The sequence below is a fragment of the Nocardia miyunensis NBRC 108239 genome, assembly GCF_001613065.1.
In the GTDB taxonomy this organism is placed as follows: Bacteria; Actinomycetota; Actinomycetes; order Mycobacteriales; family Mycobacteriaceae; genus Nocardia; species Nocardia miyunensis.
This window is the reverse complement of record NZ_BDBQ01000054.1, coordinates 63,499-90,412: the sequence shown is the minus strand read 5'-3', so window position 1 is coordinate 90,412 and position 26,914 is coordinate 63,499. Positions and strand designations below refer to the sequence as shown.

Sequence of the window (26,914 nt, the reverse complement as noted above, 5' to 3'; positions counted from 1 at the left end):
GGTCCAATGGTGGCGAGAATCCTATTCGTGTTGCAACCTTATGTTCCACGGGTACACTTGCTACTATTCGTATTACTGCTCTACATCGTCAGTAGTCGATAGAACCGGCCAGGGAAGCATGAGGTGGAGGAAGTGACGCGCGATCTAACGGCACGTACGAGGATCCGGCAGTTACTGGAGCAATCGGGACCTGTCGAGGACCCGTCCGGGCGTGCAACGTCGCTTCTCATGGACGCTGTCGACTACCAGGGTTCCAGTGTTGCCTTCATCCAGTTGATAGCTGCCATGGACAAGGAAGGGCAGATCTCGCGGGATATCAAGGGTAAGCGGACCTACGCCATCCGGCTGGAGGATGCGGGGCGACTGAGTTCGGCTGCGCTGCAGCCGAGGCCGATCCTGGCTTCCCCGGCTGCCGATGCCACGCGGCAGTCGGTGGCCGACATCGACTACCGCAAGCTCGCCCGGGCGCTCGTCCAGGAACTGCTGCTGACTTCCCCCGAGGATCTCCAGGCCGCGAGTAGGCCATCCGAGGAGGATGTCGAGCTTCTCACCGCGGAACGAGATCGACTCGAAGCCGAGCGCAACGAGTTCGCGCACCGGCTCGAGGTGGCGCGGGCCAAGCTGGGCGAATTGTTCGGACAGGTCACCCAACCGACGACATAGCAAATTCCGCATAGCGCCGACTGAAAACACCCGAGCGACATCCTGATGCGATGTCGGCTCGGGTTTTTCGTTGTCAGCGGCCGTGATTGCCGCTGTCAGCGCCCGCGTGTCCGCGGCGGGTTCCCTTGTCTTAATTGTGTTACATGCATTGACATATTCGTGTCTCAAGCATAGCTTTAGAACAAATATAAGCCACGGTGTACTTCATCGGATCGCGACGTCCGGGACACCGGAGGCTGGAACGTCGAGGTACGAGTACCTCCCCCGCAGCCAGCCTGGGCCGGAGAGGAACCATGAACGAGCACAACGGTAGCCCGGCAGCCGAGGTCGAACTCGACGCGCTTGTCGTCGGAGCGGGGATCACCGGCATTTATCAGCTGTATCGATTGCGCGAACACGGATTCACGGTGAAGGCGTTGGAGGCCGGGGGCGGTGTAGGGGGGACCTGGTACTGGAACCGGTATCCCGGTTGCCGATTCGATTCGGAGAGCTACTCCTACGGCTACTTCTTCTCCCCGGAACTGCGCGACGAATGGACGTGGAGTGAGGAGTTCGCGGGGCAACCGGAAACCGAGCGCTACCTCAACTTCGCGGTCGACAGGCTCGGACTTCGTCCTTACATAGAATTCGATGCCCGGGTGGCGTCGGCGGAATTCAGCGAAGAACAGTCGCGGTGGCTCGTGACGACGACAGCCGGCGCTGTCTATCGGGCACGATTCTTGATCACCGCCGTCGGACTTCTGTCCGCACCGGTCTTTCCGGCCGCGCCGGGGCTCGAGGAGTATCGCGGCGAGAGTTACCACACGGCGCTTTGGCCTGCCGCGCCTGTGGACTTCAAGGGCAAGCGGGTGGCGGTTGTCGGCACGGGTTCCAGTGGCGTGCAGATCATTCCGTTCGTTGCTCGCGACGCCTCGGAGCTCACGGTCTTCCAGCGCACCGCCAATTGGTGTACGCCGATCAACAATCGGCCGATCAGTTCCGAGAAGGCCGAGCGGATCCGGGCCCGTTTCGACGAGCTCCACGAATTGTGCCTGTCGACCCCGGCCGGGTTCATCCACCGTCCTCGTGACCTCGCCGCGTTCGAGGTTTCCGACGCGGACCGGACGGCGTGGTTCCAGCGGCTGTACGACGAGCCGGGATTGACCATGGTGATGAACAACTTTCGTGACATCACCACCGACGCCGCCGCCAACGCGGCCGTCACGGATTTCATTCGCGCCAAGATTCGCGAGCGGGTCCAGGACCCGGCCGTGGCCGAGATGCTCATCCCGGACGACCACACCTACGGCATGAAGCGTCCCCCCTTGGAGAACGGCTACTACGAGGTCTTCAATCAGGACAACGTCGAGCTGGTCTCCCTGCGTGAGGAACCCATCGAGCGTTTCACGCCGACCGGCCTCGCGACGACGCGGCGCGAGATGGACTTCGACATGATCGTGCTGGCGACCGGATTCGAGGCGGCCACGGGATCGCTGACGCGCATGGACATTCGGGGTTCCGGCGGCCGGGAACTCGGAGACCACTGGGAGGCCGGGCCGCGCACACATCTCGGTCTGCAGGCGGCGGGCTTTCCCAATCTGTTCATCGTCGGCGGCCCGCAGAGTACGACCGGCAATATCCCGCGGGCGACGGAGATCCAGGCCGACCTGGTCACTCGTCTGCTCACGTTCATGACAGAGCAGGGCCACTCCGTGGTGACGACGTCGCGGGAGGCCGAGGACACCTGGATCGACATCGTCGCCGACAGCGTGCGGGGGACGGTCCTGGAGAATGCCCGGTCCTGGGCGTTCGGGTCGAATATCGACGGTAAGAAGCGGGCGTACCTGCTGTGGAGCGGTGGCATTCCGGCCTACCGTGAACGATGTGAGGAGGCGTTCGCAGATGGCTTCCGCGGGTTCGTTTTCGGCTGACACAGAAAAAGACGATGTGATGACCACGGTCGGGTGCACCCCCTTCTCGATACACGTCTCCGATGACGCGCTGGACGACCTCCGTCGGCGCCTGACGCAGACTCGCTGGCCCGATGAGATACCCGGCGCGGGTTGGGACTACGGGGTTGATCCGGCCTACCTGCGCGAGTTGTGTGAGTACTGGGCGTCGGAATTCGACTGGCGAGCGGCCGAGGCGGAGATGAATGCGCGGCCGCAGTTCACCACCACGATCGACGGGCAGAACGTGCATTTCCTGCACGTCCGCTCGCCATTCGCCCAGGCTCGCCCCCTGCTCATGGTGCACGGATGGCCCAGTACCCCACTGGAATTCGCGAAGGTGCTGGGGCCGCTGACGAATCCCGTGGCATACGGAGGATCGGCGGACGACGCCTTTCATGTTGTCGCACCGTCCATTCCCGGTTACGGCTGGAGTGGTCCGACGACAGCGCGCGGCTGGCATGTGGGGCGGGTGGGATCGGCTCTCGCGGAGCTGATGGAACTGCTCGGTTACGGTCGCTACGGGTATTTCGGTACGGATATGGGCGCACCCATCGGTACTCAACTCGCACAGCGCTTTCCGGACCGGCTCAGTGGCCTCTACCTCACGCTCCTGCAAAGCGGCCTGCGTCCGCTGGACGGAGTGCCGACGGCCGAGGAACAGGCGCAGATCGAGGCCAATGATCGGCGTCGTGCGGTGGATACGGGTTACGTCGCGATGCAGTCGACGAAGCCGCAGACCCTTGCCTACGGGTTGCACGACTCGCCGGTCGGGCAGGCCGCCTGGATCGTCGAGAAACTGCGTAGCTGGACCGACTGCGACGGCGATCTCGAGTCGGTGATGAGCAAGGACGAGATCCTCGCGGGCGTGGCCACCTTCTGGTTCACCGGAACCGCGGGCTCGTCCGCGCGACTCTATTACGAGACCGCCGCATTCAACGGCGGCGGCGTGCAACGGCCGCGTGTCGAGCGAGTCTCGACTCCCACCGGCATCGGAGTCTTTCCGAAAGAGCTCTATCCGACGTCTCGCCGGATAGCGAACGATCATTACGCCGTCGAGCACTGGACGGAGTTCGCGCGCGGCGGGCATTTCGCGGCGGCCGAGCAGCCCGAATTGCTGGTCGGTGACCTCCGGACGTTCTTCCGCGGCCGGGGCTAATCGGGAAGGCGCGCTTCGCTTTTCCAGGAGAACGAACCGTGCCGGTGGAGTCCGTAATCGGGGCTCCACCGGCACGGTTCGGCTCAGCGGGTGATGACGAAGCCCTCGTAGTCGTTCGCCGCGACCGTCCGCAGTCGCGATACGAATTCCGGCAGTGATCCGATGTAGGCGACGTATGCGCGTTTGCGGCCCGGGACGTTGTCCCCGAACAGATACGATTTCCCCTTAGCCACGAACGAAGCGTTTCCGGTCTCGTAGACGTGTTTGGTCCATTCGGCCTGTGCTCGCGGATCCGGTTCGACGCGCTTGATCGACTCGGTCGTGATCTTCTCGGTCAGGTCCGCGATCCACTCGAGCGGCCCCTCGGCGCAGCGCGGTGAGTTGCCGTGGCCGCCCTTACCGTGCGGCCCGCCGATCATGAACAAGTTCGGGAAACCGGCAACCTGGACGCCGAGATACGTTTCCGGCCCGTCCGCCCAGTTCTTCCGCAGGGTTCGGCCGCCGACACCGGTGATCTCGATCCGGTTCAACGCGCCGACGAACGCCTCGAAGCCGGTCGCGAAGACGATGACATCCGCGTCTATCTCACGTGAGCCGGTGCGGATACCCGTCGGGGTGATCTCCTGGATCGGGTCCTGTGCGACCGGCACCAGTTCGACATTGTCCTGGTTGTAGACCTCGTAGTAATTACCGGACTCGCATTCGACCGGTTTGACGCCGTAGAGGTGCTGCGGAATCAGGAGGTCGGCGATCTTCGGGTCCGCGAGACGTCTACGGACCTTCTCCGCGATGAATTCAGCGAAATGCCGGTTCGCCTTCTCGTCGGTCAGAACGTCGACCGGCATGCCGAACCACTTCGTGAAACCGGTTCCGGCCCATGCCTTCTCATAGCGTTCCAGCAGCTCCTCCGGGCTGTAGGACGTTGTCGGAGTCGGATCGACATCGTGCAGGAACCCGCCCGTGGTGTTCTTCAGCTTCTCGTGGAGTTCGGGCCACCGCGTGCGAAGGTCGGTCAGCTCGTCCTGTTCGATCGCCCGGTTGTTCAGCGGGATCACCCAGTTGGGCGTGCGCATCAGCACCGTCAGGTGGTCCGCTGTCGCGGCGATCTGGGGGATGATCTGTACGCCACTGGATCCCGTGCCGACGACCACCACCTTCTTGTTCGCGAAGGACACTTCGTCTTTCGGCCAGCGCGCGGTGTGGTACGCCTCCCCGCGGAAGGACTCCCGGCCGGGGACGTCGGGGTAGATCGGTGCCGAGAGCATGCCGGTCGCGGAGACGACAACGTGTGCGGTGAAGGTCTTTCCGGTATCGGTGACCAGGGTCCAGTCGTCGGTGTCCTCGTCGAAAGTCATCGAGACCACACGGGTTTCGAATTCGATGTCCCGGCGCAGGTCGTAGATGTCGGCGACCTTGTCGAAATACCGTTCCAGCTCCGGCTGCCCGGCGAACACCTCGCTCCAGTCCCAGTGCGCGAGCATCTCTTCGGAGAAGAAGTACTGGTAGGTGACGCTCTCGGAGTGCAGCCGGCAGCCCGGGTACCGGTTCCAGTACCAGGTGCCGCCCACACCGCTACCTGCCTCGATCACCCGCACGTCGAGCCCCTTCTGCCGGAGCAGATAGAGCTCGTACAGTCCCGCTGGTCCGGCGCCGATCACGATGGCGTCGTAACGATCGGTCGTCGGTGCGTGATCCGCGTCGGGGGCAGGCAGAGTCTCGGTTGTCATCGGCTCCTCCATGGGTAGTGGCGGCCACGGCCGGACTCTGTTCGGTACAGGTGTGACGAGTCCGTGGACGGACCTATTACAGTGATGCTGACAACACAAGCTAACATTATTTTAAGCTGTTAGCAGCATGATTAGAAGCTCGCCACTGGTGGCTGCGTACACTGCGGTGAGCGCCGAGGTACTGGTCAGGAGAACCGTGTCATCCGAAGAGACTTCGAGGGTTGCCGGAGCGAACGCCGCGCTGGCAACGGCTCGCAGCTTCCTGTTCGTTCCGGGAGATCGACCGGACCGCTTCGACAAAGCGGTCGGCGTCGGGCCCGATGTTGTCATCATCGACCTGGAGGATGCCGTCGCCGCCGATCGCAAGGATGCGGCGCGGGAGTACGCCGTCGAATGGCTGTCTCGCGGCGGTAGGGCGATGGTGCGGGTGAACGGAGCGGGCACCGCGTGGCATGCCGATGACGTCGAAGCGCTGCGCGCAACCGGTGCGCCCGTGATGCTGCCCAAGGCGCAATCGGCAGATGTGCTCGGCGACGTGGTGGCGAGGCTGGGATACGGAAGCGTCGTCGCTCTGGTCGAGACGGCCCGCGGCATCCGGGATATCGATGCCGTGTGTGCGGCCGAGGGCGTCGTCCGCGTGGCGCTGGGCAACGTCGACCTCTCGGCGGAACTGGGCGTGGATCCCGATTCGCATACCGCGCTCGCGCACGTCCGGGGAAAGCTGGTGCTGGGGGCGATCGCCGCGGGGCTGCCGGCCCCGATCGATGGTGTCAGTACCGCATTCGACGAACCGGAGCGCCTCGAACGCGACCTGGCGCATGCCAAGGAGCTCGGTTTCGGGGGCAAACTGTGCATCCACCCCAAGCAGGTATCGGTCGTGAACGACGGTTTTCTCCCGACCGAAGCCGAAAAGGCATGGGCGGAGCGCATTCTCGGAGCGACGCGGGGAATCGACGGCGTCGCCGTACTCGACGGGGCGATGATCGACGCACCGGTCATCCGCCGCGCCGAGCGCCTCGCGGCGAACTCGGCGGCGCGTCCGCAGTTGAGCTGGTGAACGCCCGGGTGATCCGAATCCTTCCGCACGGGCCAGTTCGATTTGCGCGTCCACCGAATCGGTTCCTCCGGCGGCGTTGAATACGGAGGTGAAATTGGCTGCTCCGTCGGATTCACCGATCATCGGACTCTTCGCGGCACCGGCCAGCACACTGGTCGTGGGAGACAGCACCACGTCGTAGCGTGTCAGCATTCGAACGGTCTGCTGAACCAGTGAGCCGATCGAGTCGTAGGCCCCGGATGAGTGCCGTTGGAGAGGGATGACGGTGCGCAACGGGCCGGGAGCACGTAAGTGCTTGTGGCCGAGCTTATTTCCGTGGCACCGTCATTCCAGGGACCCTCTCTACGACGCCGCGGCCTCCCACCGTGCGGCAGGTGAATCGGCTTCGGCGATCGGTGCGTCGAAGCCGACCTCGGCGGCCAGTGCCGCGGTGTCACGACCCGGCACAGGTGCGGATGCGGGCGGAACCGGTTCGGACACAGAGAATTTCAAGGCCGCGTTGGCCACTTCGATCCCGTCCGGCACCTCGGAGTCCGGCAGCCGCACGCGCATGGAGCGCGACAGGGCCTGCGGATGGGCGAAGGCTTCGGCGAGCGTGAGCACAACCGCACCGGGCAGTCCCGTCTGGATGTACAGGTTCTGCCATTCTTCGGCGGTCCGTTGCAGGAAGCTCGGCTCGACGAGGGCGTACAGCTCTGCCTCGTTGGCCTGGCGCAGCGGCTCGGTGGCGAAGCGCGGATCGTTCTCCCATTCGGGTGCGCCCGCGGCCTGGCAGAAGCGGCTCCAGAACTGCGGGGTGATGCAGATGACGAACCACTTGCCGTCCTTGGTCGCGAAGGCGCCGAAGGGCAGCGATCCGGTTCCGCCGCGACGCGGTTCGGGCAGGAACCTCCTGCCCACCGTGACCGCCTGGGGGACACGGTAGGACAGCAGTGCGACCTGCGAGTCGAGCAGGCTGATGTCGAGTTTGCGGCCGCGCCCGGTCGTGCTGCGTTCGCGCAGCGCGGCGAGGGTGCCCAGGGTCGCGAACATCGCACCGGTCAGTCCGCCGATCGGGTTGCCCCACCGGATCGGCACATCGGGCAGCTTCGGGTCCACGGTGATGCTCATGCCGCCGCCCAGTGCCTGGATCGCGTTGTCGAAGGCCGGGTAGGAACTCCACGGTCCGGTGTGTCCGAAGCCGGTGATGGAGGTCGAGATGATGCGCGGGTTGATGGCGCGCAGCGATTCGTTGTCGATGCCGAGCCGTTCCAGCACGCCGGGCCGGTAGTTGTCCAGGACGACGTCGGCGTTTTCCACCAGCCGGTCGAACAGCGCGTGGCCGTCGCTGTCCTTGAGATTCGCGATGACGCTGAGCTTTCCGCGGTTGAGACCGGCACGGAAGGACGCCTCGCGCGAGTGGTCCGGATACGGCTCGATGACCTGGCCGACCGGGCGGTCGACCCGAATCACGCGGGCGCCGAGGTCCGCGAGGAACTGCGCGGCGAAACCCTTGCTGGGCTCGTCACCGTTGAGCTCGAGCACGGTGACGCCGTGCAGCGGCCGTTGGGTCGGCTCGGCGTCTGTGGTCGTCTCGGGGACGAAACGGCGATGCGGCGCAAGCGGAGTGCCGCCGGACGCGTCACCCAGGTGGATCACCCGCTCGTCGCTCAGCCGGGTGAGCTCGTCTTCGGTGGTGCCCAGGAGCGAGGAGAGCACCAGCGCGGTATCCGCACCGGGTGCCCGCGGGGCGCGCCAGGTGGCGGCATCGCTGAACTTGAGCGAGTCTCCCGCGACTGTGGCGACCCGGTCGTACTGATCCCGAATTTCGACGGCCATTTCGCGGGCGAGCACCTGGGGGTGCTCGAAGACCTCGCCGATCTCGGTGACCTTCCCGCAGACGACGCCCGCGGCCATCAGCTCGTCCTGCCACTCGTCGGCGCTGCGTCCGCGGAAGATGTCCTGCAGGACGGCGACGAGTTCGTCACGGTGTTCGTGCCTGGCGTGGCCGGTGGCGAACCGTTCGTCGGTTATCAGATCGGGCCGCTGGAAGACGTTGCACGCGTCCTTCCACATGCGCTGGCTGATGCAGGTGGCGATCCACCCGTCCGAGCATTCGAAATTGCCGAACGGGACCGTGCCCTGTCCGCCTTCGAAGGGAGACGGCTCGGGTTCCTGGCCGAAGGTCAGCGCCTGCGGCACCCGGTAGGTGTTCAGCGCGAGCATGACGTCGAGCATCGAGACCTCGACATGCTGACCGACGCCCGCGCGGTCCCGGTGCATCACCGCGCCGAGCACGCCGATCGCGGCATAGATTCCCGCGAAGAGGTCGCCGATGGGGATGCCCCACCGCACCGGAGATCCGTTGCGGTCGATCCGGGTGTAGTTCATGGCGCCGGACATGGCCTGGACGATCGGGTCGTAGGCCGGGAGTTTCGCCCACGGTCCGTCGGCCCCGAATCCGGTGAGAGAGCAGGTGATCACCGTCGGGTTGTGGGCCAGCAGGGTGTCGCGGTCGATGCCGAGTCGTTCGGTCACCCCGGGACGGAAGTTGTCGTAGACGACGTCGGCCTCGGCGACCAGCCGGTGGAAGATCTCCTGCCCCGCCTTGCTCTTGAGGTCGAGGCCGATCGACTTCTTGTTCCGGTTCATGCCCCAGTTGAACGCTTCTTCTTCGCTCAGGCCGGTCGGTGCGCCGGTCGGGGCCGCAGGGGAGCTGGGCAGCGGCTCGATCCGGATCACTTCGGCGCCGAGGTCGGCGAGCAGGAGCGAGCCGAACGGGCCGGAGACGACTCGGCAGAGGTCGAGTACTCGCACTCCCGCGAGTGGTCCGGTTGCCGACGTGGCTGCGTGCGTCGTTTGGCTCATAGTTGTTGAAGTATATTCCCCAAACCATGTACAACACAACTAGAGGGTTGGTTCTGCCAGGCCCTTACTATCTAGCCCACATTTCGGCTACCTTGGTAAGCATAGTATGAACAGGAAAAGGTGCTTCGTGAACGCCATTGACAGGACCGAGTTCGATTACGTCATCGTCGGCTCCGGTGCCAGCGGATCCGTGCTGGCCTCCCGATTGAGCGCGGACCCGGAGATCTCGGTTCTGCTGATCGAGGCGGGCGGGCCCGACTCCGCGCCGATCCACCTGGTGCCCAAGGGCTTCTACTTCACGCTCAACAACAAGAAGTACGCCAAGGACTACGTGACCGAGAAATACGGCGACGGCGCGCACGAGGTCTGGCACCGAGGTCGCGTCCTGGGCGGCTCGACCACGATCAACGGCATGGTCTGGAATCGCGGCTGGGCCCCCGACTACGACCGGTACGAGCAGATCGGTCTCACGGGCTGGAACTGGGAGAGGTTCTGTGCCGCCTACCGTGCCCTGGAGCGCCACGAGCTGGGGGGAACCTATTTCCGCGGTGACAAGGGTCCGGTCGGGATCTCCATCGCCCGGCCGCGCGAGGAGGTCTCCGATCTGTTGATCGAGTCGATGGTGAAGAACGGCATCGACTACGAGGACGATATGAACGGCAGCGACAACAACCGGGTGTCGTACGTCGCTTCGAGCATCTGGCGCGGTCTGCGGGTGAGCGCGTCCCGCGCGCTGGTGCGTCCCGCGCGGCGACGGCGCAATCTGACCGTCGCCCTGCACACCGAGGTGGATCGGATCCTGTTCGAGGGCACCCGGGCGGTCGGTGTCTCGGCGCTGCGGCGCGGCGTCACCCCGGTCACCTACAAGGCGCGCCGCGAGGTGATCCTGTGCGCCGGAGCCTTCGAATCGCCGATGCTGCTGGAGCGGTCCGGCGTCGGTCAAGCCGATCTGCTGAACAGCCTGGGCATTCCGGTCGTGGTCGACAGCCCGCGGGTGGGCGAGGGCATGCGCGAGCACCGGGGCATCCTGTTCCAGTTCAAGCTCCGCAACATCCGCGGCTACAACTGGCAGGCATCAAGCACGATGCGGCAGATGTGGACCGGCTTCAAGTATCTGTTCACTCGCCGCGGCCTCATCGCGCACGGCGGATTCGGTCTGACCGCGATGTACGCGTCGGACCCCGCGTCGGATCGCCCCGATACCCAGGCATTCTTCACGCCGATCTCGACGTCGTCGGTCAACCCGATGACCGGGCGGCTGGTGGTCGACAAGGAACCCGGCGCCCGGTTCGTCACCTTCGGCCTGCACCCCACCAGCGAGGGCTCGGTACACATCACCGGCAGGCACGTGTCCGACGCGCCGAAGGTCGTGCCGAACTTCCTGGCCACCGAGCACGACCGGCAACTGCTGATCAAGGGCTTCCGCAAGGCCCGCGAGATCGTCTCTACCGCACCGCTTTCCGAGTACGTGTCCGAGGAACTCGAACCCGGCCCGAGCATCTCGACCGATGAGCAGATCCTGTCGTACGGGCTGAACCGCGGTAATTCCGGCTATCACACGCTGGGTAGCTGCGCGATGGGCCCCGCCGACACCGATGTGGTCGACGGTGAGCTTCGGGTGCGTGGCACAACCGGCCTGCGGGTCGCCGACGCGTCGGTGCTGCGCTGGGAGCCCTCGGGCAACTGCGTGGCGCCCACCATGGCCCTCGCGTGGATCGCCGCCGATCTGATTCTGAAAGGCGCTGCGGCGCAATGAGTATCAATAGAAGGTAGGTTCCGATGGCCACGATGTTGGAGCGAGCGCGGAGCGCCGGTATACCGGTCCATTCGTTCGATCTCGAGGGCGACGAGCGATGGGGTGTCGATCCGCACGAGATGTGGGATGCGGCCGGATCGGTGGCCCCGCTTTTCTACAGTCCGGTCAATCGTGGCTTCTTCGTCGCGGCCGACTACGACACCGTCAAGGCGGTTCTGCAGGCGCCGGCGGTCTGGTCGAGTTCGCCGACGGAGATGGCGTTCACCAAAGAGCGTGTGACACTGCATGTTCCGCCGCTCTCGATGGATCCGCCGGAACATACCGGATACCGCAAGGCCCTCATCCCGCTTTTCGCGCCGAACCAGCTGATCTCACTCGAACCCCGGATACGCGAGTTGTGTCACGAGCTCATCGACGGAATCTTCGACAAGCGATCATGCGACGTCACTCGTGATTTCGCCTCCCAACTGCCGTCCCGGTTCTTTCTCGGCTGGATGGGGTTCGAGGGCGGTGACATGCAACGGATGTTCGAGTTGGCGGAGAAGGCGGCGTTCGACTTCCCGACCGCCGAGGCGCGGCGCGCGATCGAGGAGGAGATCGAGGGCCTGATCGGTCAGCTGTTCGAGTTGCGGCGGCGCGAGCCGCGCGACGACCTGGCCACGGCCCTGGTGAACCTGCGGGTCGACGGCGAACAGATCGCGGAACCGACGCTGCTGGGCATCGGTTCGCTGACTTTCATCGCCGGTCAGGAGACCACCAGTACCCAGTTGGCCTATGTGCTCTACCACCTGGCCACGCATCCGGAGGACCGTCGATCGATCGTGAGTGATCCGACGCTGATTCCGTCGGCGTTGGAGGAGCTGACCCGCGTCTACAACACCGGCGGATCGAACACCCGGGTGGCCAAGCAGGCGGGCACGCTGAACGGCGTCGAGATCGAACCCGGCGACCGCATCTTCCTCGCCCGGGCCGCCGCGGATCGCCGGTTGGCGGAGGGGATCCAACTGGATCGCTCACCCAACCGGCACACCGCATTCGGATTGGGTGTGCATCGCTGTATCGGCTCCCACGTGGCCCGGGTGGAGATGCGCATCGCGCTCGAAGTGTGGCACGAGCGGATCCCGGAGTACTCGGTGACGCCGGGGTGGGTGCCGAGTCACCGCTACGGATCGTTCATGCAACAACTCCACAATCTGCCGCTGCGGTTTCCCGGACTGACGGATCAGTGAACAGCAGGATCAGCGGTCGACTCGGGTCGGCCGATAGCGAGGGAGTAGATCATGAATGACGATGCGCGACTGAGGTTTTCGATCGACACGGATATCTGCGCGGGGCACGGGCGTTGCTTCGTACTCGCGCCGGATGCGTTCGTTTCCGACGACGTCGGCTACGGCCAGGTGAACGAGCGCGCGTTCCCCAGTGGTGAACGGCGGGCCATGGACGACATCGCGTTCTCCTGCCCCGAGGGGGCGATATCGATTCGGGAAATCACCGGATAACTCGCGGTACGAGCCGGGTGCCGGAGGTTCACCGGCTGTCGGTTCCGAACGAAAACGGGTTGCCACGTCGATCGACGTGGCAACCCGTTCATCATCTGCCGGGCAGGATCACCTACGAGGTGATCACGAATCCGGGGTATCCGTTCTTGGTCAGATTCTTCAGCCGGTCCACGTATTCGTCGAGCGCGCCGACGTAGGCGAGATAGGTGCGCTTGCGCGGCTTGTTCGGGTCGTCGTCCGCGAGGTTGTCTCCGAAGAAGGCCGACTTGGTCTGTGCCATCAGACCTTTCATCGCGCGCTCCTGTACCTCGTCGGACCATTCGAGCTGTGCCTGCGGATCGGCCTCGACTCGCACGATGGACTCGTCGAAAATGTGCTTCGCGAAGTCCGTCATCCACTCCTGGACCTTCTCCGCGCAGCGCGGGCCGTTGCCGTGGCCGCCCTTGCCGTGCGGACCGCCCATGATGAACAGGTTGGGGAAGCCCGCCACCTGGACGCCCAGGTAGGTCACGGGACCGTCCGACCACGCTTCCTGGAGAGTCCGCCCACCGACGCCGGTGATATGGATCCGCTTGAGCGCACCGCTGAAGGCTTCGAAACCGGTGGCGAAGATGATCATGTCCGCGTCGATGTCACCGCTCTCGGTGCGCACACCGGTCTCGGTGATCTCCACGATGGGATTTTCCTTCAGCGAGACCAGGTCGACGTTCTCTTGGTTGAAGACCTCGTAATAGCCGCTCTCGCAGGGCACTCGCTTGGTGCCGAAATAGTGGTCGTTCGGGGTCAGGCGGGCGGCCGTCGCCGGATCGGAGACCCGCTCCTTGATTCGCTCGACCAGGAAGTCGCACCACTTCTGATTGGCTTCGGCGCTGGTGGCGATGTCGTTGGGCAGCCCCATCCACTTCGCGAAACCCGGTCCGTCCCATGCCTTCTGGAACCGCTCCTGGAGTTCTTCGGGGCTGTAGGCGGTAGTCGGCACCGGATCCCAGTCGTGCAGGAAGCCGCTGAAGGTGTGCTGCAGGTTCTCGAACATGTCGGGGTATCCGGCACGGATTTCGGCCATCCGCTCGGGCGTCATCGCCTGATTACGCAGCGGCACAGCCCAGTTCGCGGTGCGCTGGCAGACGGTGAGGTGCCCCGCGGTCTTCGCGACCTCGGTGATGGCCTGGATGCCGGTGGCGCCGGTACCGATGACGACGACCTTCTTGTTCTCGAAGGTCACGGTTTCCTTGGGCCACAGCGCGGTGTGATAGCTCTCGCCGCGGAACCGGTCGATCCCGGGAATGTGCGGGTAGATCGGCGCGGAGAGCACGCCGGTGCAGGTGATGACCAGCGGCGCGACGAAGGTCTTCCCGGTATCGGTCGTGACTTTCCAGGTGTTCGCCTGCTCGTCGAAAGTCATTGCGGTGACGCGGGTGTCGAACTCGATGTCGCGACGCAGATCGTAACGATCCGCCACCGTCTGGAAGTAGCGCTCGAGTTCCGGCTGGCCCGAGAAGAGTTCGCTCCAGTCCCAATCCTCGAGCAGGTCGGTCGTGAACGCGTACTGGTAGCTGTACGACTCGGAGTCCAGCCGGGCGCCGGGGTAACGGTTCCAGTGCCAGGTCCCGCCGACGTCGCTGCCGGCCTCGAGGACGCGGACCGACAGCCCTTCCTCACGCAGCAGGTGAAGCTGATACATGCCGGAAATTCCGGCGCCGATCACGAGGACGTCGAAGGTGGTCGCCTCCGTCGTGGTCGTCTCGGTCTCGGTAGCGGTCATTTGGAAACTCCTCTGGACACCTCGGCGTCGCTCCCCCATACGAGAAGCGGCCCTTTTCGTAGGCTAACTCTTCCATGGTTGTAACACAACTTGATCATTAATAAAAACTTCTTACGAATCGGTCGTGATCACGCGGAGGCCGTCTCCGGCCCGAGCAGCCAGCCGAGGCCGAGTTGGCCGATCAGTTCGCGCTTGATGACCTTGCCGCTCGCCGTGCGCGGCAGGAACTCGTGAATGATCGCGATCCGGACCGGAACCTTGAATTTCGCGAGCCGCTCGGCGGCATAGTCGCGCAGCTCATCGACGTCGACCGTGCTGTCGGTGTGCACGTGGACGATGGCGACGAGTTCCTCACCGAGGGTGGGGTGTGGTGCGCCCAGGGCCGCGGCCTCGATGACATGGGGATGACTGGACAGGCAGGCTTCGACTTCCGAGCAGTTGATGTTCTCCCCGCCGCGGATCACGATGTCCTTGACCCGGCCTACCAGGTAGACGAATCCGTCCTTGTCGACGCGGCCGATGTCGCCGGTGAAGAACCATCCGTCGCGGAAGTCGGGGCTGTCCGCGATGCCCGCGTATCCCCGGATGACTTGCGGGCCACGGAATGCGACCTCGCCTTCCTCGTCGACGCCCAGCAGTTCGCCGTTGTTGTCCATGATGCCGATCTCGGCCGTCGGGAGCAGTCGGCCGACGCTGGTCGGACGTTGTTCGAAGTCGGCGCCGGAGATCGCGACGACGCCCGAGGTCGTCTCGGTCATTCCGTATCCGGTGCGCGGCAAGATGTCCGGCCCCAGCACCTTCCGGGCTTCGGCGATCACTCCGAGTGGCGCTGCCGCTCCGCCCATACCGAGGACGCGGAGGGAACTCAGGTCCGCGCTGCCTTCGCGGGCCGCTTCCAGGAACGTCTGCACGATGAAGGGCGGCCCGGAGATCTCGTTGACCTTCTCCTGCTCGACCAGGCGGATCGCCTCGTGGGCGTCCCACTTGTACATCAGGATCAATGTCTGACCGGCGTAGAGGCTGTTGTACATGGTGTTGATTCCCGCGATGTGGAAGAACGGGAAGGTCACCAGCTTGCAGGAATGCGGGGCGGGGGAGACCCGGACCGGGCCGCCGTCCGCGGGGACATCGACCTTCACCGCCCGAATCAGCTTGTTGAGCAGCGATGCGGAGTGGTTGAGGTGGCTGTGTGCGGCCGCTTTCGGGCGTCCGGTGGTGCCCGAGGTGAACAGGATGGTCGAGATGTCGTCGGGGGAGACCTCGACCTCGGGAGCGTGGGATGACGCGGCCGGGCGTCGATCGGTGAGCAGATCCTCGTATGCGACAACGCCTTCGGTGGCCGGGCACCGCACGCCCACCAGTGTCGTGGCCGTCGCGCCGCCGGCGAATTCGAGGCCGCGCGCGAGCTCGACGCGTTCCCGATCGGCGAACAGTGCCACGGGTGCGGCCTCGACGACGAGCTCGGCCAGTTCGGGGCCTTTGAGCCAGGCATTGAACGGCACGGCGACCGCGCCCAGTAGTTGAATCGCACCGAAGATCATGACGAACTCGGGGTAGTTGCGCATGGCGATGCCGACTCGATCACCGGCGACGACCCCGTGCCGGTCCCGCAGCGCATGGGCCACCGCCGTCATCTCCGACCACAGGTCGTCGTAGGACCAGTATTCGTCGCGGTAGCCGATCGCACGGGCGCTGCCGTGGGTTCTCATCTCCGCGAAGGCATTTCGCAGTGTCCGAGGCTCGCGGTCGAAGACTTGGTACGTGTGTCCGTCCACCGTGCGGTCCTGGAGCGGGAACGCCGCTCCGGGGGTGGTCAGGAGTTCGAGTCGTTCTTTGTCGGACAACGCCATTGCGTCACGCCTCCCTTTCACTATTGTGTCATAGTAGCAAAGTGGCACAATTAGACGATAGATAGGGATGCGCGGCAGCTGCGGCGCCGCCGTATCAATCGTGCGCATGACGACAACGACAAGATTGGCTGGAGGCTCCGGCATGGAGGTGACGATCCCGCAGGGGACATTCCGTGGCGCGCGGGTCGGTGACGTGCTGACTTTCAAGGGGATCCCCTACGCGGCCGCGCCGGTCGGAGCGCTGCGCTTCGCGGCGCCGGAACCGCCTGTGCCGCATGAGGGCGTGCACGATGCCACGCGATACGGCCCGACCGTGTCGACCCCTCCGCAGCGATCGGCGGTCATCGACGCGCTGCTCCCGGACCCGGTTCGGCCTGGACGCAACGGGCTCAACCTCAACATCTGGACTCCGGGCACGGTCGGCAGTCGCCCGGTGCTGGTGTGGATCCACGGCGGCGGCTTCGCGACCGGCGCGGGCTCGACGACCGCCTTCGACGGCTCCGCCTTCGCCCGCAGCGGTGTAGTGGTGGTCACCATCAATTACCGATTGGCCGTCGAGGGCTTTCTGCTGCTGCCGGACCAGGTCGCCAACCGTGGTCTGCTCGATCAGCTCGCCGCACTGGACTGGGTGCGCGCGAATATCGCGTCGTTCGGCGGCGATCCCGAGCGCGTCACCGTCGCCGGGGAGTCCGCCGGAGCGATGAGTGTGCTGACCCTCTTGGCGATGCCGCGGAGCGAAGGGCTGATCCGCCGGGCGATCTCGCAGAGCGGGGACGGCCATCACGTCCACACCGCGGAGGTCGCCTCGATCGTCACCCGGGAGCTCGGCATCGAACTGGACTTGGAGCCGACGGCCGCGTCGCTGGATACTGTTCCGGTCGAGACTCTCCATCAGGCCACCAATACGGTGATCGGGCGGCTCAGCGCCGGTAAGGACCCTCGATTCGCGCCGTTCACCCGTCTGGTGCTGCAACCGGTCATCGATGGCGACACTCTGCCTCGGCACCCTGTCGAGGCCGCCCGCGCCGGTGCGAGCAGCACGGTGGATCTGCTGCTCGGGTGGAACGGGCAGGAGTACGGTCTGTTCTCCGCGCCGACGGGCTTGGCGGACACCATGACCGACGAGATGCTGCACGGCACGGTGGCGCGCTTGGGTGTCGACGCGGGAGCCGTCATCGCCGCCTACCGCGAGCATCTGCCTGCGGCTGGGCCCGCGGATCTTTTCGTCGCGATCCAGTCCGACTGGTTCTGCCGGGTGCCCTCGATTCGCTACGCGGAGGCGCGTCACGCCGCGGGATCGTCCGCATATGTATACGAGTTCGCCTGGCAGCCGGGCACATTCGACGGCAGGCTCGGCGCTTGCCACACCATCGAGATCCCCTTCGTCTTCGACACTCTCGCCGATCCGTGGGGGAAGCAGCTCAGGGGAGCGGACGCACCCCAGGCGCTGGCCGACGTCGTTCATTCGACCTGGGTGAGATTCATCGCCGGTGGCGATCCGGGCTGGCCGGTCTACGACGACGGCCGTCGGGTGCGCCGTATCGAAACCGAGAGCGTGACGGTCACAGATCCCGATGCTTACCGGCGCCGGATCTGGGAGCAGAGGCTCTGATGGTGTGACTTCCATCCTAGTTGTGGAAGAAAGTCGATGGACGAGGCGTCCACCGGCCCTCGGTGAGATTTAATCGTGTTCAGTACTATGATATAACTATCCTAGATTATGGTTTTGGGTGTTTGTCGCAACGACGTGCGTTCGTCGCAACGTCGGGGGCGCAGAACGGAGACGTGGGAATGCAGCAGCCATTGCGGGTGGCGGTAGTCGGCGCCGGGATGTCGGGACTGTTTCTCGGTTACCACCTGAAGCAGGCCGGTCTGGACTTCACGATCTACGAGAAGCGCGACGCCGCCGGTGGCACCTGGGACACCAACACCTACCCGGGGTTGCATGTCGACGTGCTGACCCGCAACTACGAATTCCCGTTCGCGCGCAGCTTCCATTGGACCAAGCGCTACGCGCCGGGCTCCGAGGTGCGGTCCTACCTCCAGGGCTTCGCGCGCAATCAGGATCTGTTGCCGCACATCCGTTTCGGCTCCGAAGTCGAAGCGGCCGTCTGGGAGGACGGCGCGTGGCAGGTCACCCTCGCGGACGGCTCGGCCGCGACGTTCGACATCGTCGTGGCGGCCTCCGGATTCCTCCGGATGCCCTCGGTGCCGAAGGTGCCCGGCGCGGAAACCTTCCGCGGCCGCGCCTTTCATTCCTCGCAGTGGGATCACTCGATCGACCTGTCGGATCGCTCGCTGCGGTACGGGGTCGTCGGTACCGGATCCAGTGGGGTGCAGATCACTTCGGCGCTGGGCAAACTCGGCAACGAGGTCACCCACTTCATCCGGACGCCGCAGTGGATGCAGGTGAAGGACAATCCGCCGTACTCGCTGTGGGAGCGGATCCAGCTGCGCATTCCGCGGCTGGCGGCTCGCTACGACAAACGCATGGCGGCACAGCGTGTGCGGACCGACGGCAACGAGACGTGGCGTCTGGTGCCGGGGCCCGACCGCGAAGAGATGAAGCGGCGCTTCCTGAAGATGCTGCACGACGAGATCCCCGATCCCGAGCTGCGCGCGAAGTTCACCCCGACCGAGCCGCTCGGCGTCAAGCGCATCGCCAAGACGCCGGACTACTACCGCGTGGTGCAGCAGCCGAACGTGCACCCGGTCTTCGGCGGGATCCAGCGGGTCGAGCCCAACGGAATCGTGGACGAGTCCGGGACCCTGCACGAACTGGACGTGATCATCTGGGCAACCGGATTCGACGCCCACGCGTACATGCGCCCGATGAACGTGGTGGGCCCCGACGGCGGGACGCTCGACGAGGCATGGAGCAAGGGTGTCGCGGCGTTCCGGGCGATCGGTGTGCCGGAATTCCCGAACTTCTTCCTACTGTGCGGACCGTTCGCCCCGGTCAACTCCCTCTCGATCCCGACGACGCTCGCGCACGAAGTCGGTTATCTGATGCGGCTTTTCGACGTGATCGCCCGGACGAAGCGCGGCTACGCGCCCACGCAGCAGGCGACCGACGCCTTCCTGCAGAAAGTGCTGGACGCGCTGCCCGGCACGACCTACTCCGAAGGCAAGAACTGGTACAGCCAGACCGTCGGCGTTCCGGTCATCTGGCCGTTCACCCGGGCCGAGCACGAGGCGCAGTACGAGAAGCTGGAGATGAGCGACTTCGACGAGTATCCGCTGGCCGCGTCGAAGCCGCGGGAACGGTCGCGCTGATGACATCGGATCAGGTCCCGGCCTCTCGTTCGCGCGTGATCGACGCTCAGATCCACGTGTGGAAGGCCGCTACGCCCGAACGTCCCTGGCCGGCGGACGCGATCGAACCGCAGCGCGCGGTCCCGCTCGAGGTCCCGGAGGTCCGGGAGTCGATGGCCCGCGCGGGCGTGAGCGCCGCGCTGCTGCTCGCGCCGACCTGGGAGGGCTCTCGCAACGACTACGTGCTGGCCGCCGCCGCGGCCGAACCCGCGCGGTTCGGGGCGATCTGCCGTTTCGCGACCGGCGACCCCGGGGCGGTCGAGGAGCTGGCGCACTGGCGAGATGTGCCCGGCCGCTTGGCAATTCGGATGTCACTCAACCGGGGCGATGTCGCGGGCACCCTGGAACGTGCGACCTCGAGCGGATTCTTCGCCGCCGCACAGGAATTCGGCGTTCCGCTGAGCATCTACGCACCCGGCCGGTACGACCTCTACGCGCACCTGGCTCGCACGTATCCGGGCCTGCGGATCGCGGTCGATCACGCCGCGGTCGAGAACGCCGAGCGGCCGCTGGTCGAGGCGATCGAACCGTTGCTCGCGCTCGCCGAGTATCCCGGGATCGCGGTGAAGGCTTCGGCGCTGCCGTGTTTCGTCCGCGAGCCCTATCCCTTCCCGTCCATTTCGTCGGCCGTCTACCGGTTGGTCGAGGCGTTCGGCGCCGATCGAGTCTTCTGGGGCTCGGACCTGTCCCGGCTCCCGGTGCCCTACGAGCAGCTGGTGGATGTCTTCGTGCAGCACACCCCCGAGTTGACCACTCCCGAAAGGGATCTCGTCCTCGGGGAGGCCATCGCGGCATGGCTCGGCTGGCCGGAGGCGGCCTGACATGTCCCAGACGTCGCAGCGGTGGTTCGCGCGCCGCGCTCATCACGGAGGAGCAGAATGACCTCATCGGAAACAGCCGGAAACGGTGGCTCGCTCGCCGGGGTCCGGGTCATCGAAGTCGGTGATCAGCAGGGCGAATACTGCGGTCTGGTGCTGGCCGGTCTCGGCGCCGAGGTGATCAAGGTGGAACCGCCCGGCGGCAGCCCGACGCGTGCGCTCGGCCCGTTCGTGGACGACACCCCCGACCCGGAACGGTCGCTGCACTTCTGGGCGTACAACCGGGGCAAGCAGTCGATCGTTCTCGACCTCGACACCGCCGAGGGACGCGGCGACTACGAACGTCTCGTCGCGGCGGCCGACATCGTCCTGGATTCGACCCCGCTGGGCTACCTGGACGGTCTGGGCCTGGGCAGCGCCGAGTTGCGCGCCCGCCACGAGCGGCTGATCTACGGCCGGATCACCCCCTTCGGCGAGACCGGGCCGCAGGCCCATCTGAAGTCTTCGGACCTGGTGCATCTCGCGCTCGGCGGCGTGGTGATGAACAACGGCTACGACCCGGATCCCAAGCTGGTCTACGACACTCCGCCGATCGCGCCGCAGCTGGGCCACTCGTACGCCATCGCCGGTGAGCAGATGGCGTTCACTCTGGTCGCGGCGTTGAGCGTGCGGAACCGGACCGGGCACGGACAGCACCTGTCGTGCGCGATCCACGAGGCGGTGGCCAAGAACACCGAGGGCGACCTGATGTCGTGGGTCGCGCTGCGCACGCCGTTCAACCGGCAGACGTGCCGTCACTCGGCGCCGAACGTCTCGCGTCATCGCACCATCTTCAGCACCAAGGACGGTCGCTGGTACCTGGCCATGACGCGAAATGCCAAGCTGCTCGGGCCTTTCCTGGACGAGTGGGGCGTCGGCGGCACCATCAGCGACGGGAGCGAGGAGACCGAGAAGGACTCCCGCGTGCTGCCCGGCATGGAGGGCGGCGCGGCCAGCAATATGGACGTCGTCGAGCAGACCATGCGGCGGTACATGTTCGACTCGGTTCCGTGGCGGGAAGCCCAGCAGGCCGGGCTGATGTGGGTTCCGGTGCGCAAACCGCACGAGAGCGCGCAGGACGAGCACTGGCTCGAGCGCGAGACCTACACCGATGTCGAACATCCCGAACTCGGCAAGTCCCTCCGCTACCCGACGAGCAAATGGGTGACCCAGGGTTCGAACTGGGTCACCGGCCGCCGCGCGCCGCTGCTCGACGAGGATCGGCGCTCGATTCTGGAGATCGCGCCCCGCACGCCCGCGAAGCCGCTGTACCTGCCGCGTGTCGAGAGTGAACGACTCTCCCCGCACGGTCTTCCCTTTGCGCTGCAAGGGATTCGGGTGCTCGACTTCACCTGGATGCTGGCCTCCGCCGGTGCCACTCGGTTCCTGGCCGCGCTCGGTGCCGACGTCATCAAGGTCGAGTGGCACAAGAACCTCGATCCGCGCCGAGGCGGTGCGCCGGTCGGCGGGCGGGAGGCGCGCGAGCGCGCGACCGGACCGGTGCCCTCGCGCTGGCCCGCCGATCAGGGCGGTCCGGTCGGTGCGCAGTACAACAACAAGAACCCCGGCAAGCGGGGTATCTCGCTCAACGTCAAGCATCCCGAGGGTCTGCGCCTGGCCAAGCGCATGGTCGCCGAGTCGAGCATCGTCGCCGAGGGTTTCTCGCCCGGCGTGATGGAGGCGTGGGGCCTGGGTTACGACGTGCTGCGGGAGATCAATCCGAAGATCATCTACGCCAAGCAGTCCGGTATGGGCAGCAAGGGTGTCTACGGACGGTTCAGGACGGTCGGCCCTGTGGCGCAAGCGTTCTCGGGCATCTCCGAGATGAGCGGCCTGCCGGACCCGTTCCCGCCCGCGGGATGGGGCTACTCCTATCTCGACTGGTACGGCGCGTACAGCTTCGCGCTCGCCCTGCTCACCGCGGTCTACCACCGCGAGATGACCGGCGAAGGGCAGTGGATCGACGCCTCGCAGTGCGAGGTGGGCCTGTTCCTCGGTGCGGTTCCGCTGCTGGATCACGGCGTCAACGGCCGGGTCTACGAGCGTGCCGGTAACCGGTCGCCTTATTCGACCGCGGCCCCGGAGGGCATCTACCGGTGTGCGGGCGACGATCGGTGGATCGCGATCACCTGCGCCGGTCAGGACGAATGGGAGCGGCTGGCGAAGGAGGCCGGTCACCCCGAATGGCTGGAGCGGACCGAATTCGCGACATCCGAAGCGCGGCAACAGAACAGGGCCGATCTGGACGCGCTGATCGGCTCGTGGACCGCGGAGTGCGAGCGGTACTCGCTGATGACGCGCCTGCAGGACGTCGGGATCGCCGCCGGTGTGGTGCAGACGGCCGAGGATCGGGTCGAACGTGATCCGCAACTGCGCGCGCTGAACTGGCTCACCGAACTGGACGCGACCGACTTCGGCCGCTGGCCCGTCGCCGCGCCCTCGGTGTCGCTGAGCGACAACCCGCAGTACATCGGCGGTCCGGTGGGCCGGGCCGCGCCGACCTACGGCGAGCACAACTACCAGGTCTACGAGGAGTTGCTCGGCCTGTCCAAGGACGACGTCGACGGGCTCGCCGCCGAGGGGGTGATCTGATCCATGGCCGACTCCTCGCACACGCCGGGCGCGATTCGCGGTCGCAGCGCGGTCGTCGCCGTCGGCAACACGCTGCAAGGCGAGCTGCCGGGTATCGCACCCGACGAGGTGGCCGTCGAGGCGCTGCGCATCACGCTCGCCGACGCCGGTATCGACAAGTCCCGGATCGATGGCCTGATCACCTGTAAGTCCTACGGCGGGTTCGGGATCGACACCGAGATCGGTCGTCTCGCCGGGCTCAATCCCGCCTACAGCGCCACGCTCGACTACGGCACCTGCAATTTCTCCTTGCACCTGGCCGTCGCGGCGATCGACGCCGGCTTGGCTTCCACGGTCGCCATCGTCTACGGGACCAATCAGCGCAGTGCCGGGAATCGGTTCGCGTATCCGCTGGGCCGGCAGGACGACGCGACGGTCAACGGTTTCCTCAATGTGGCGGGCATCGGCGGTATGGCGTTCCGGCGTCATCAGAAGCTCTACGGCACAACCGAAGCCGATCTCGGGCAGATCGCGGTCTCGCAGCGCAAGTACGCCCAGGAGAATCCGCTGGCGATCTTCCGCGATCCGCTGACGATCGATGACTACCTCGCCTCGCCGTATCTGGTTGCGCCCCTTCGTCGTGCCGATCTGTGCATGATCTCCGACGGCGGCGCCTGCCTGATCGTCGCGCGGGAGGACATCGCGCGGGAACTGACCGACAAACCGGTCTACGTTATGGGCATCGCCCAGCAGACCGGTCTGCGTGACCGGCAGAACGCCGACCAGTGGATGCGTCCGTGGCTGGGGCAGGTCGCCGAGCGGATCTTTCCCGCTGCCGGGGTGGACCGATCCGCGGTAGACGCGCTCTACATTCAGGACCCGACCAGCGTGTGGGTGATGCAGATGCTCGAGGCGTTCGGCTTCGTCGAGCCCGGGGGCGTGGGCGAGGCGTTCACCTCCGGCGCGATCGGATATGGCGGCAAGCTGCCGCTCAACACCAACGGCGGGCAGCTCTCCGAGGCTTATATGTGGGGTTTCCTGCACCTGTGCGAGCTGGTCCGGCAGATGCGCGGCGAGGCCGGTGCGCGTCAGCTCGATGACGTCCGAGTCGCCCAGTACTGCTCCACCTTCGGAATGATGAAGGCCGCCAGCACGATCTTCGCCAAGGAGGTCGTCGCATGACCAGCCCGGCTCCCTACGGTCTCACCGGTGACGATCAGCCGTTCTGGGACAACGCCCGGGAAGGGCGGTTGGTGTTCCAGCGCTGCGACGAGTGCGCCTACGTCCGCTGGCCCGCCGCCGGTGTGTGCCCGGAATGCCTTGCGCGGCAATCGACCTGGACCGAGGTCGAGGGCACCGGCACGCTGTGGAGTTTCGTCGTCTACCACCGCGCCTACGCCGCGGACCTGAAGGAACAGATCCCGTATCCGGTCGCGCTGGTCGAACTCGACTGCGGCGTGCGGCTGCTGGGCCGGTTGGTCGACATGGATCCCGGCGACGCGGTGGTGGGCATGCCACTGACCGTGCGCTACCGGGAGGTCGGCGAGCACGGGGTGGTGCCCGCGTTCGGTCCGGCGGACTGATTCGGCCGAATCGGCCGGATCGCCCCTACTTACTTGATATACATAATTACAAAATAACTTTGACAGGAGTTGGTCATGGGTGACAACAGCAGACTGGACCTGATCGCGGACAAGCTCGAGCTCACCGAGCTCGTCGCCCGGATCGCGCGGGCGGTCGACCGGAAGGATCGCGAAGGCATCCTCGCCTGCTACGCGGAGAAGTCCTTCGACGACCACGGACGGTTCCGGGGCGGCCGTGACGAATTCGCCGAATTCATCGTCAACAACCCGGGATTCACCACGGCGTCGCCGTTCCTCTATCACCTGATGGGGCAGTCGACCTTCGACGTCGAGGGTGATGAGGCGTACGGCGAGACGTACTTCGCGTACTGGATGCAGACCACCCCGGACACGCTGTACCAGTCCATCGGCCGATACGCCGACTACTTCCAGCGCATCGATGGCCGCTGGCAGCTGGTCTATCGCCGTGTCGTGATCGACTGGGACGGCACCGTTCCCGCCACCAACGCCGTGCCGGGCGGTCACTTCCGGGGTACGCGGGACAAGAGCGATCCGACCTACACCCGTCTCACCTGGCCGGAGCACTCGGAACACAAGACGTCGATCGGCTGACGGGTAGTCCCCGGAGCACGAACAGGAGTTGTCGCCGTGAGCCATGACCGGAGCCTGGCCGACCGAATCGAAGCCCTCGAGGCTCGGCTCGCCGTCCTCGAGGACGAGAAAGCGATCCGGGAACTCCTTGCCAGATACGGCTATTACGCCGATGCTCAGCTCGACGACGAGTACTTCGGGCTGTTCACCGAGGACTGTGTGATGGACGTGTCGACCGATCGCGAGCCCGATCCATACGCCATCGTTCGCTGGGAGGGCCTGGCGGAGATGAAGAACTTCCTCTCCGTCCGCAGCGCCGCACACGGAGACGGATTCGTCGGCCGCAGCCTGCATATGCAGGGCAACAATCAGTCGATCACGGTGCGGGGCGATGCGGCCGTCGCCAACAACTACTCGTTCATCCTGCACCAGGACGGTCTCGATATCCGGCTGGTCAGCGCGTCCATCAACGAATGGCACCTGCGCAGGGTCGACGGCCGCTGGCAGGTCGCCGAACGTAAGCGCCGCATGGTGGGTGCGCCCGACACGGCGCGGATACTGCGGGCGAGCGAGTGATACCCGCGTCCCGTCCCGGACGGTGACATACCGATGCCTGAAACCAGTAGAACCGCTCTGGTCATCGGTGGAACCGGACCTACCGGCCCGCACATCGTCAGCGGGCTGGCCGAGCGCGGATACGAGGTCGTGGTCCTGCACCGTGGTTCGCACGAACTCGCCGAGCAGGACGACCTCGAGCACATCCATGCCGACCCGCATTTCCGTGAATCGATCGAGCAGGCGCTGGGCTCCCGCCGCTTCGATCTCGTGATCGCCACCTACGGGAGATTGCGGCATGTCGCCGACGCAATCGCCGGTATGTGCGAGGCGTTCATCGCCGTGAGCGGTTTGCCGGTCTATCCCGGCTATCACGAACCCGGGCGACTCGTTCCCGCCGGACTTCCTGTTTCGGCTGATGAGTTCGCGTCCGACGTCGCCCGCCCGCCGGTGGACATCGAGTCCGATGGTGAGCGGTTCTCTCGTCTCATCCACGAGTCCGAACGCCATGTATTCGATCTGCACCGTCGGGAAGCGTTCCGCGCGACGATCTTTCGCTACCCGTCGATCTATGGGCCGCGGCAGCTGTACCCGCGGGAGTGGTCGATCATCAAGAGGATCATGGACGGTCGGCGGCAGTTGATCGTTCCCGACGCGGGGCTGTCGATACTGATGCGCTGCGCCGCCGAGAACGCCGCCGGTTTCCTCATGGCGGCGGTCGACAACCCGGAGCGGGCCTCGGGGCAGGTTTTCAATGCCGGCGATCTGCGGCAGTACAGTCTGGCGCAGTGGATCGAGATGACGGCCGCGGCGATGGAACGGACGATCGAGATCGTCTCTGTCCCATGGGAGTTCGCTGGACCCGGGCGTGGGCTCTTTCCGTTGGCGCACACCGCCCATGTCCTCGTCGATGTGCACAAGGCCATCGACCGGCTGCACTACACCGAAATCGTCCCGGCCCGGGAGGCGCTCGGCGCGACCGTGCGCTGGTACCTGGACCATCCGCCGGGAAAGAAGGTGGTGGACAACATGATCGACGCCTTCGACTACGCAGCGGAGGATCGCGTGATCGCCGCGTACGGCGAGGCGATGTCAGGACTGCGTGTCATGCAGTCCGAGGCGACCGTGGCCGCGCACCCGTACCCGCACCCCGAACGAGCCGGCGCCGCCGATCATCGGCAGCGGTAGCAATCA

20 protein-coding genes are annotated in these 26,914 nt (G+C 65.6%); 16 read left to right on the top strand and 4 right to left on the bottom strand.

Translation table 11 applies throughout. From position 1 onward, the window contains the following. Positions 1-228 precede the first annotated feature (228 nt). The 3 genes from NM2_RS24100 (at position 229) to NM2_RS24090 (ending at position 3,750) form a co-directional block, all read left to right on the top strand. Positions 229-663: a hypothetical protein gene (locus tag NM2_RS24100; protein ID WP_067673088.1), complete on the top strand. Its 435-nt coding sequence runs from the start codon at positions 229-231 to the stop codon at positions 661-663. A 293-nt stretch (positions 664-956) separates the two neighbouring features. Beyond that, entirely contained in the window at positions 957-2,573 is a 1,617-nt protein-coding gene (locus tag NM2_RS24095; protein WP_067673086.1) for a flavin-containing monooxygenase, read from the top strand. A 19-nt stretch (positions 2,574-2,592) separates the two neighbouring features. Further along, complete coding sequence (locus NM2_RS24090) at positions 2,593-3,750, top strand: epoxide hydrolase family protein (protein WP_067673084.1); 1,158 nt, start codon at positions 2,593-2,595, stop codon at positions 3,748-3,750. A gap of 83 nt (positions 3,751-3,833) precedes the next feature. Here NM2_RS24090 and NM2_RS24085 read toward each other — a convergent pair whose 3' ends face one another. Next, the gene (locus NM2_RS24085; protein ID WP_067673137.1) at positions 3,834-5,477 is read right to left on the bottom strand and encodes a flavin-containing monooxygenase; all 1,644 of its coding nucleotides are present in this window, start codon (positions 5,475-5,477) and stop codon (positions 3,834-3,836) included. 196 nt (positions 5,478-5,673) lie between these two features. On the opposite strand from NM2_RS24085, the gene NM2_RS24080 reads away from it, so the two are divergent. After that, positions 5,674-6,534, top strand: a complete 861-nt coding sequence (locus NM2_RS24080; RefSeq protein WP_245718184.1) for an HpcH/HpaI aldolase/citrate lyase family protein — start codon at positions 5,674-5,676, stop codon at positions 6,532-6,534. A 342-nt stretch (positions 6,535-6,876) separates the two neighbouring features. Here the strand turns inward: NM2_RS24080 and NM2_RS24075 are convergent, their stop codons facing one another. Continuing rightward, complete coding sequence (locus tag NM2_RS24075; RefSeq protein WP_084531496.1) at positions 6,877-9,381, bottom strand: CaiB/BaiF CoA transferase family protein; 2,505 nt, start codon at positions 9,379-9,381, stop codon at positions 6,877-6,879. A 127-nt stretch (positions 9,382-9,508) separates the two neighbouring features. On the opposite strand from NM2_RS24075, the gene NM2_RS24070 reads away from it, so the two are divergent. From NM2_RS24070 to NM2_RS24060, 3 genes are read left to right on the top strand one after another with little or no spacing between them, the layout of a single operon-like run. Then, complete coding sequence (locus NM2_RS24070) at positions 9,509-11,137, top strand: GMC family oxidoreductase (protein WP_169816234.1); 1,629 nt, start codon at positions 9,509-9,511, stop codon at positions 11,135-11,137. 23 nt (positions 11,138-11,160) lie between these two features. Continuing rightward, positions 11,161-12,366, top strand: a complete 1,206-nt coding sequence (locus NM2_RS24065) for a cytochrome P450 (RefSeq protein ID WP_067673079.1) — start codon at positions 11,161-11,163, stop codon at positions 12,364-12,366. A gap of 51 nt (positions 12,367-12,417) precedes the next feature. After that, a complete protein-coding gene (locus NM2_RS24060; protein ID WP_218025972.1) occupies positions 12,418-12,636 on the top strand; it encodes a ferredoxin in 219 nt (72 codons plus the stop codon). A gap of 112 nt (positions 12,637-12,748) precedes the next feature. Here the strand turns inward: NM2_RS24060 and NM2_RS24055 are convergent, their stop codons facing one another. Together NM2_RS24055 and NM2_RS24050 are read right to left on the bottom strand one after the other, a co-directional pair. Beyond that, positions 12,749-14,398, bottom strand: a complete 1,650-nt coding sequence (locus tag NM2_RS24055; protein WP_067673077.1) for a flavin-containing monooxygenase — start codon at positions 14,396-14,398, stop codon at positions 12,749-12,751. A gap of 128 nt (positions 14,399-14,526) precedes the next feature. Beyond that, a complete protein-coding gene (locus NM2_RS24050) occupies positions 14,527-16,248 on the bottom strand; it encodes a class I adenylate-forming enzyme family protein (RefSeq protein ID WP_067673075.1) in 1,722 nt (573 codons plus the stop codon). Positions 16,249-16,390: 142 nt separating this feature from the next. On the opposite strand from NM2_RS24050, the gene NM2_RS24045 reads away from it, so the two are divergent. From NM2_RS24045 to NM2_RS24005, 9 genes are all read left to right on the top strand, one after another. Further along, the gene (locus tag NM2_RS24045; RefSeq protein ID WP_067673073.1) at positions 16,391-17,860 is read left to right on the top strand and encodes a carboxylesterase/lipase family protein; all 1,470 of its coding nucleotides are present in this window, start codon (positions 16,391-16,393) and stop codon (positions 17,858-17,860) included. A 179-nt stretch (positions 17,861-18,039) separates the two neighbouring features. Then, entirely contained in the window at positions 18,040-19,524 is a 1,485-nt protein-coding gene (locus NM2_RS24040) for a flavin-containing monooxygenase (RefSeq protein WP_067673070.1), read from the top strand. After that, positions 19,524-20,384, top strand: coding sequence for an amidohydrolase family protein (locus NM2_RS24035; protein ID WP_067673068.1), 861 nt, complete (start codon positions 19,524-19,526; stop codon positions 20,382-20,384). The genes NM2_RS24040 and NM2_RS24035 overlap by 1 nt, the downstream gene beginning before the upstream one ends. 57 nt (positions 20,385-20,441) lie before the next feature. Continuing rightward, positions 20,442-23,012, top strand: coding sequence for a CaiB/BaiF CoA-transferase family protein (locus NM2_RS24030; protein ID WP_084531492.1), 2,571 nt, complete (start codon positions 20,442-20,444; stop codon positions 23,010-23,012). 3 nt (positions 23,013-23,015) lie between these two features. Next, complete coding sequence (locus NM2_RS24025) at positions 23,016-24,173, top strand: thiolase family protein (RefSeq protein WP_067673066.1); 1,158 nt, start codon at positions 23,016-23,018, stop codon at positions 24,171-24,173. Then, positions 24,170-24,574, top strand: a complete 405-nt coding sequence (locus NM2_RS24020) for a Zn-ribbon domain-containing OB-fold protein (RefSeq protein WP_067673064.1) — start codon at positions 24,170-24,172, stop codon at positions 24,572-24,574. Before NM2_RS24025 ends, NM2_RS24020 begins: the two co-directional genes overlap by 4 nt. A 75-nt stretch (positions 24,575-24,649) precedes the next feature. Continuing rightward, the gene (locus tag NM2_RS24015) at positions 24,650-25,186 is read left to right on the top strand and encodes a nuclear transport factor 2 family protein (RefSeq protein ID WP_067673063.1); all 537 of its coding nucleotides are present in this window, start codon (positions 24,650-24,652) and stop codon (positions 25,184-25,186) included. 36 nt (positions 25,187-25,222) lie between these two features. Further along, a complete protein-coding gene (locus tag NM2_RS24010; protein WP_067673060.1) occupies positions 25,223-25,741 on the top strand; it encodes a nuclear transport factor 2 family protein in 519 nt (172 codons plus the stop codon). A 33-nt stretch (positions 25,742-25,774) separates the two neighbouring features. Further along, the gene (locus NM2_RS24005; protein ID WP_067673058.1) at positions 25,775-26,908 is read left to right on the top strand and encodes an NAD-dependent epimerase/dehydratase family protein; all 1,134 of its coding nucleotides are present in this window, start codon (positions 25,775-25,777) and stop codon (positions 26,906-26,908) included. Positions 26,909-26,914: the final 6 nt, after the last annotated feature.

Coding starts and splice junctions, on each gene's coding strand:
- NM2_RS24100 (WP_067673088.1), top strand. CDS start 229: ATGGACGCTGTCGACTACCAGGGTTCCAGTGTTGCCTTCATCCAGTTG.
- NM2_RS24095 (WP_067673086.1), top strand. CDS start 957: ATGAACGAGCACAACGGTAGCCCGGCAGCCGAGGTCGAACTCGACGCG.
- NM2_RS24090 (WP_067673084.1), top strand. CDS start 2,593: ATGACCACGGTCGGGTGCACCCCCTTCTCGATACACGTCTCCGATGAC.
- NM2_RS24085 (WP_067673137.1), bottom strand. CDS start 5,477: ATGACAACCGAGACTCTGCCTGCCCCCGACGCGGATCACGCACCGACG.
- NM2_RS24075 (WP_084531496.1), bottom strand. CDS start 9,381: ATGAGCCAAACGACGCACGCAGCCACGTCGGCAACCGGACCACTCGCG.
- NM2_RS24065 (WP_067673079.1), top strand. CDS start 11,161: ATGGCCACGATGTTGGAGCGAGCGCGGAGCGCCGGTATACCGGTCCAT.
- NM2_RS24060 (WP_218025972.1), top strand. CDS start 12,418: ATGAATGACGATGCGCGACTGAGGTTTTCGATCGACACGGATATCTGC.
- NM2_RS24055 (WP_067673077.1), bottom strand. CDS start 14,398: ATGACCGCTACCGAGACCGAGACGACCACGACGGAGGCGACCACCTTC.
- NM2_RS24050 (WP_067673075.1), bottom strand. CDS start 16,248: ATGGCGTTGTCCGACAAAGAACGACTCGAACTCCTGACCACCCCCGGA.
- NM2_RS24045 (WP_067673073.1), top strand. CDS start 16,391: ATGGAGGTGACGATCCCGCAGGGGACATTCCGTGGCGCGCGGGTCGGT.
- NM2_RS24040 (WP_067673070.1), top strand. CDS start 18,040: ATGCAGCAGCCATTGCGGGTGGCGGTAGTCGGCGCCGGGATGTCGGGA.
- NM2_RS24035 (WP_067673068.1), top strand. CDS start 19,524: ATGACATCGGATCAGGTCCCGGCCTCTCGTTCGCGCGTGATCGACGCT.
- NM2_RS24030 (WP_084531492.1), top strand. CDS start 20,442: ATGACCTCATCGGAAACAGCCGGAAACGGTGGCTCGCTCGCCGGGGTC.
- NM2_RS24025 (WP_067673066.1), top strand. CDS start 23,016: ATGGCCGACTCCTCGCACACGCCGGGCGCGATTCGCGGTCGCAGCGCG.
- NM2_RS24020 (WP_067673064.1), top strand. CDS start 24,170: ATGACCAGCCCGGCTCCCTACGGTCTCACCGGTGACGATCAGCCGTTC.
- NM2_RS24015 (WP_067673063.1), top strand. CDS start 24,650: ATGGGTGACAACAGCAGACTGGACCTGATCGCGGACAAGCTCGAGCTC.
- NM2_RS24005 (WP_067673058.1), top strand. CDS start 25,775: ATGCCTGAAACCAGTAGAACCGCTCTGGTCATCGGTGGAACCGGACCT.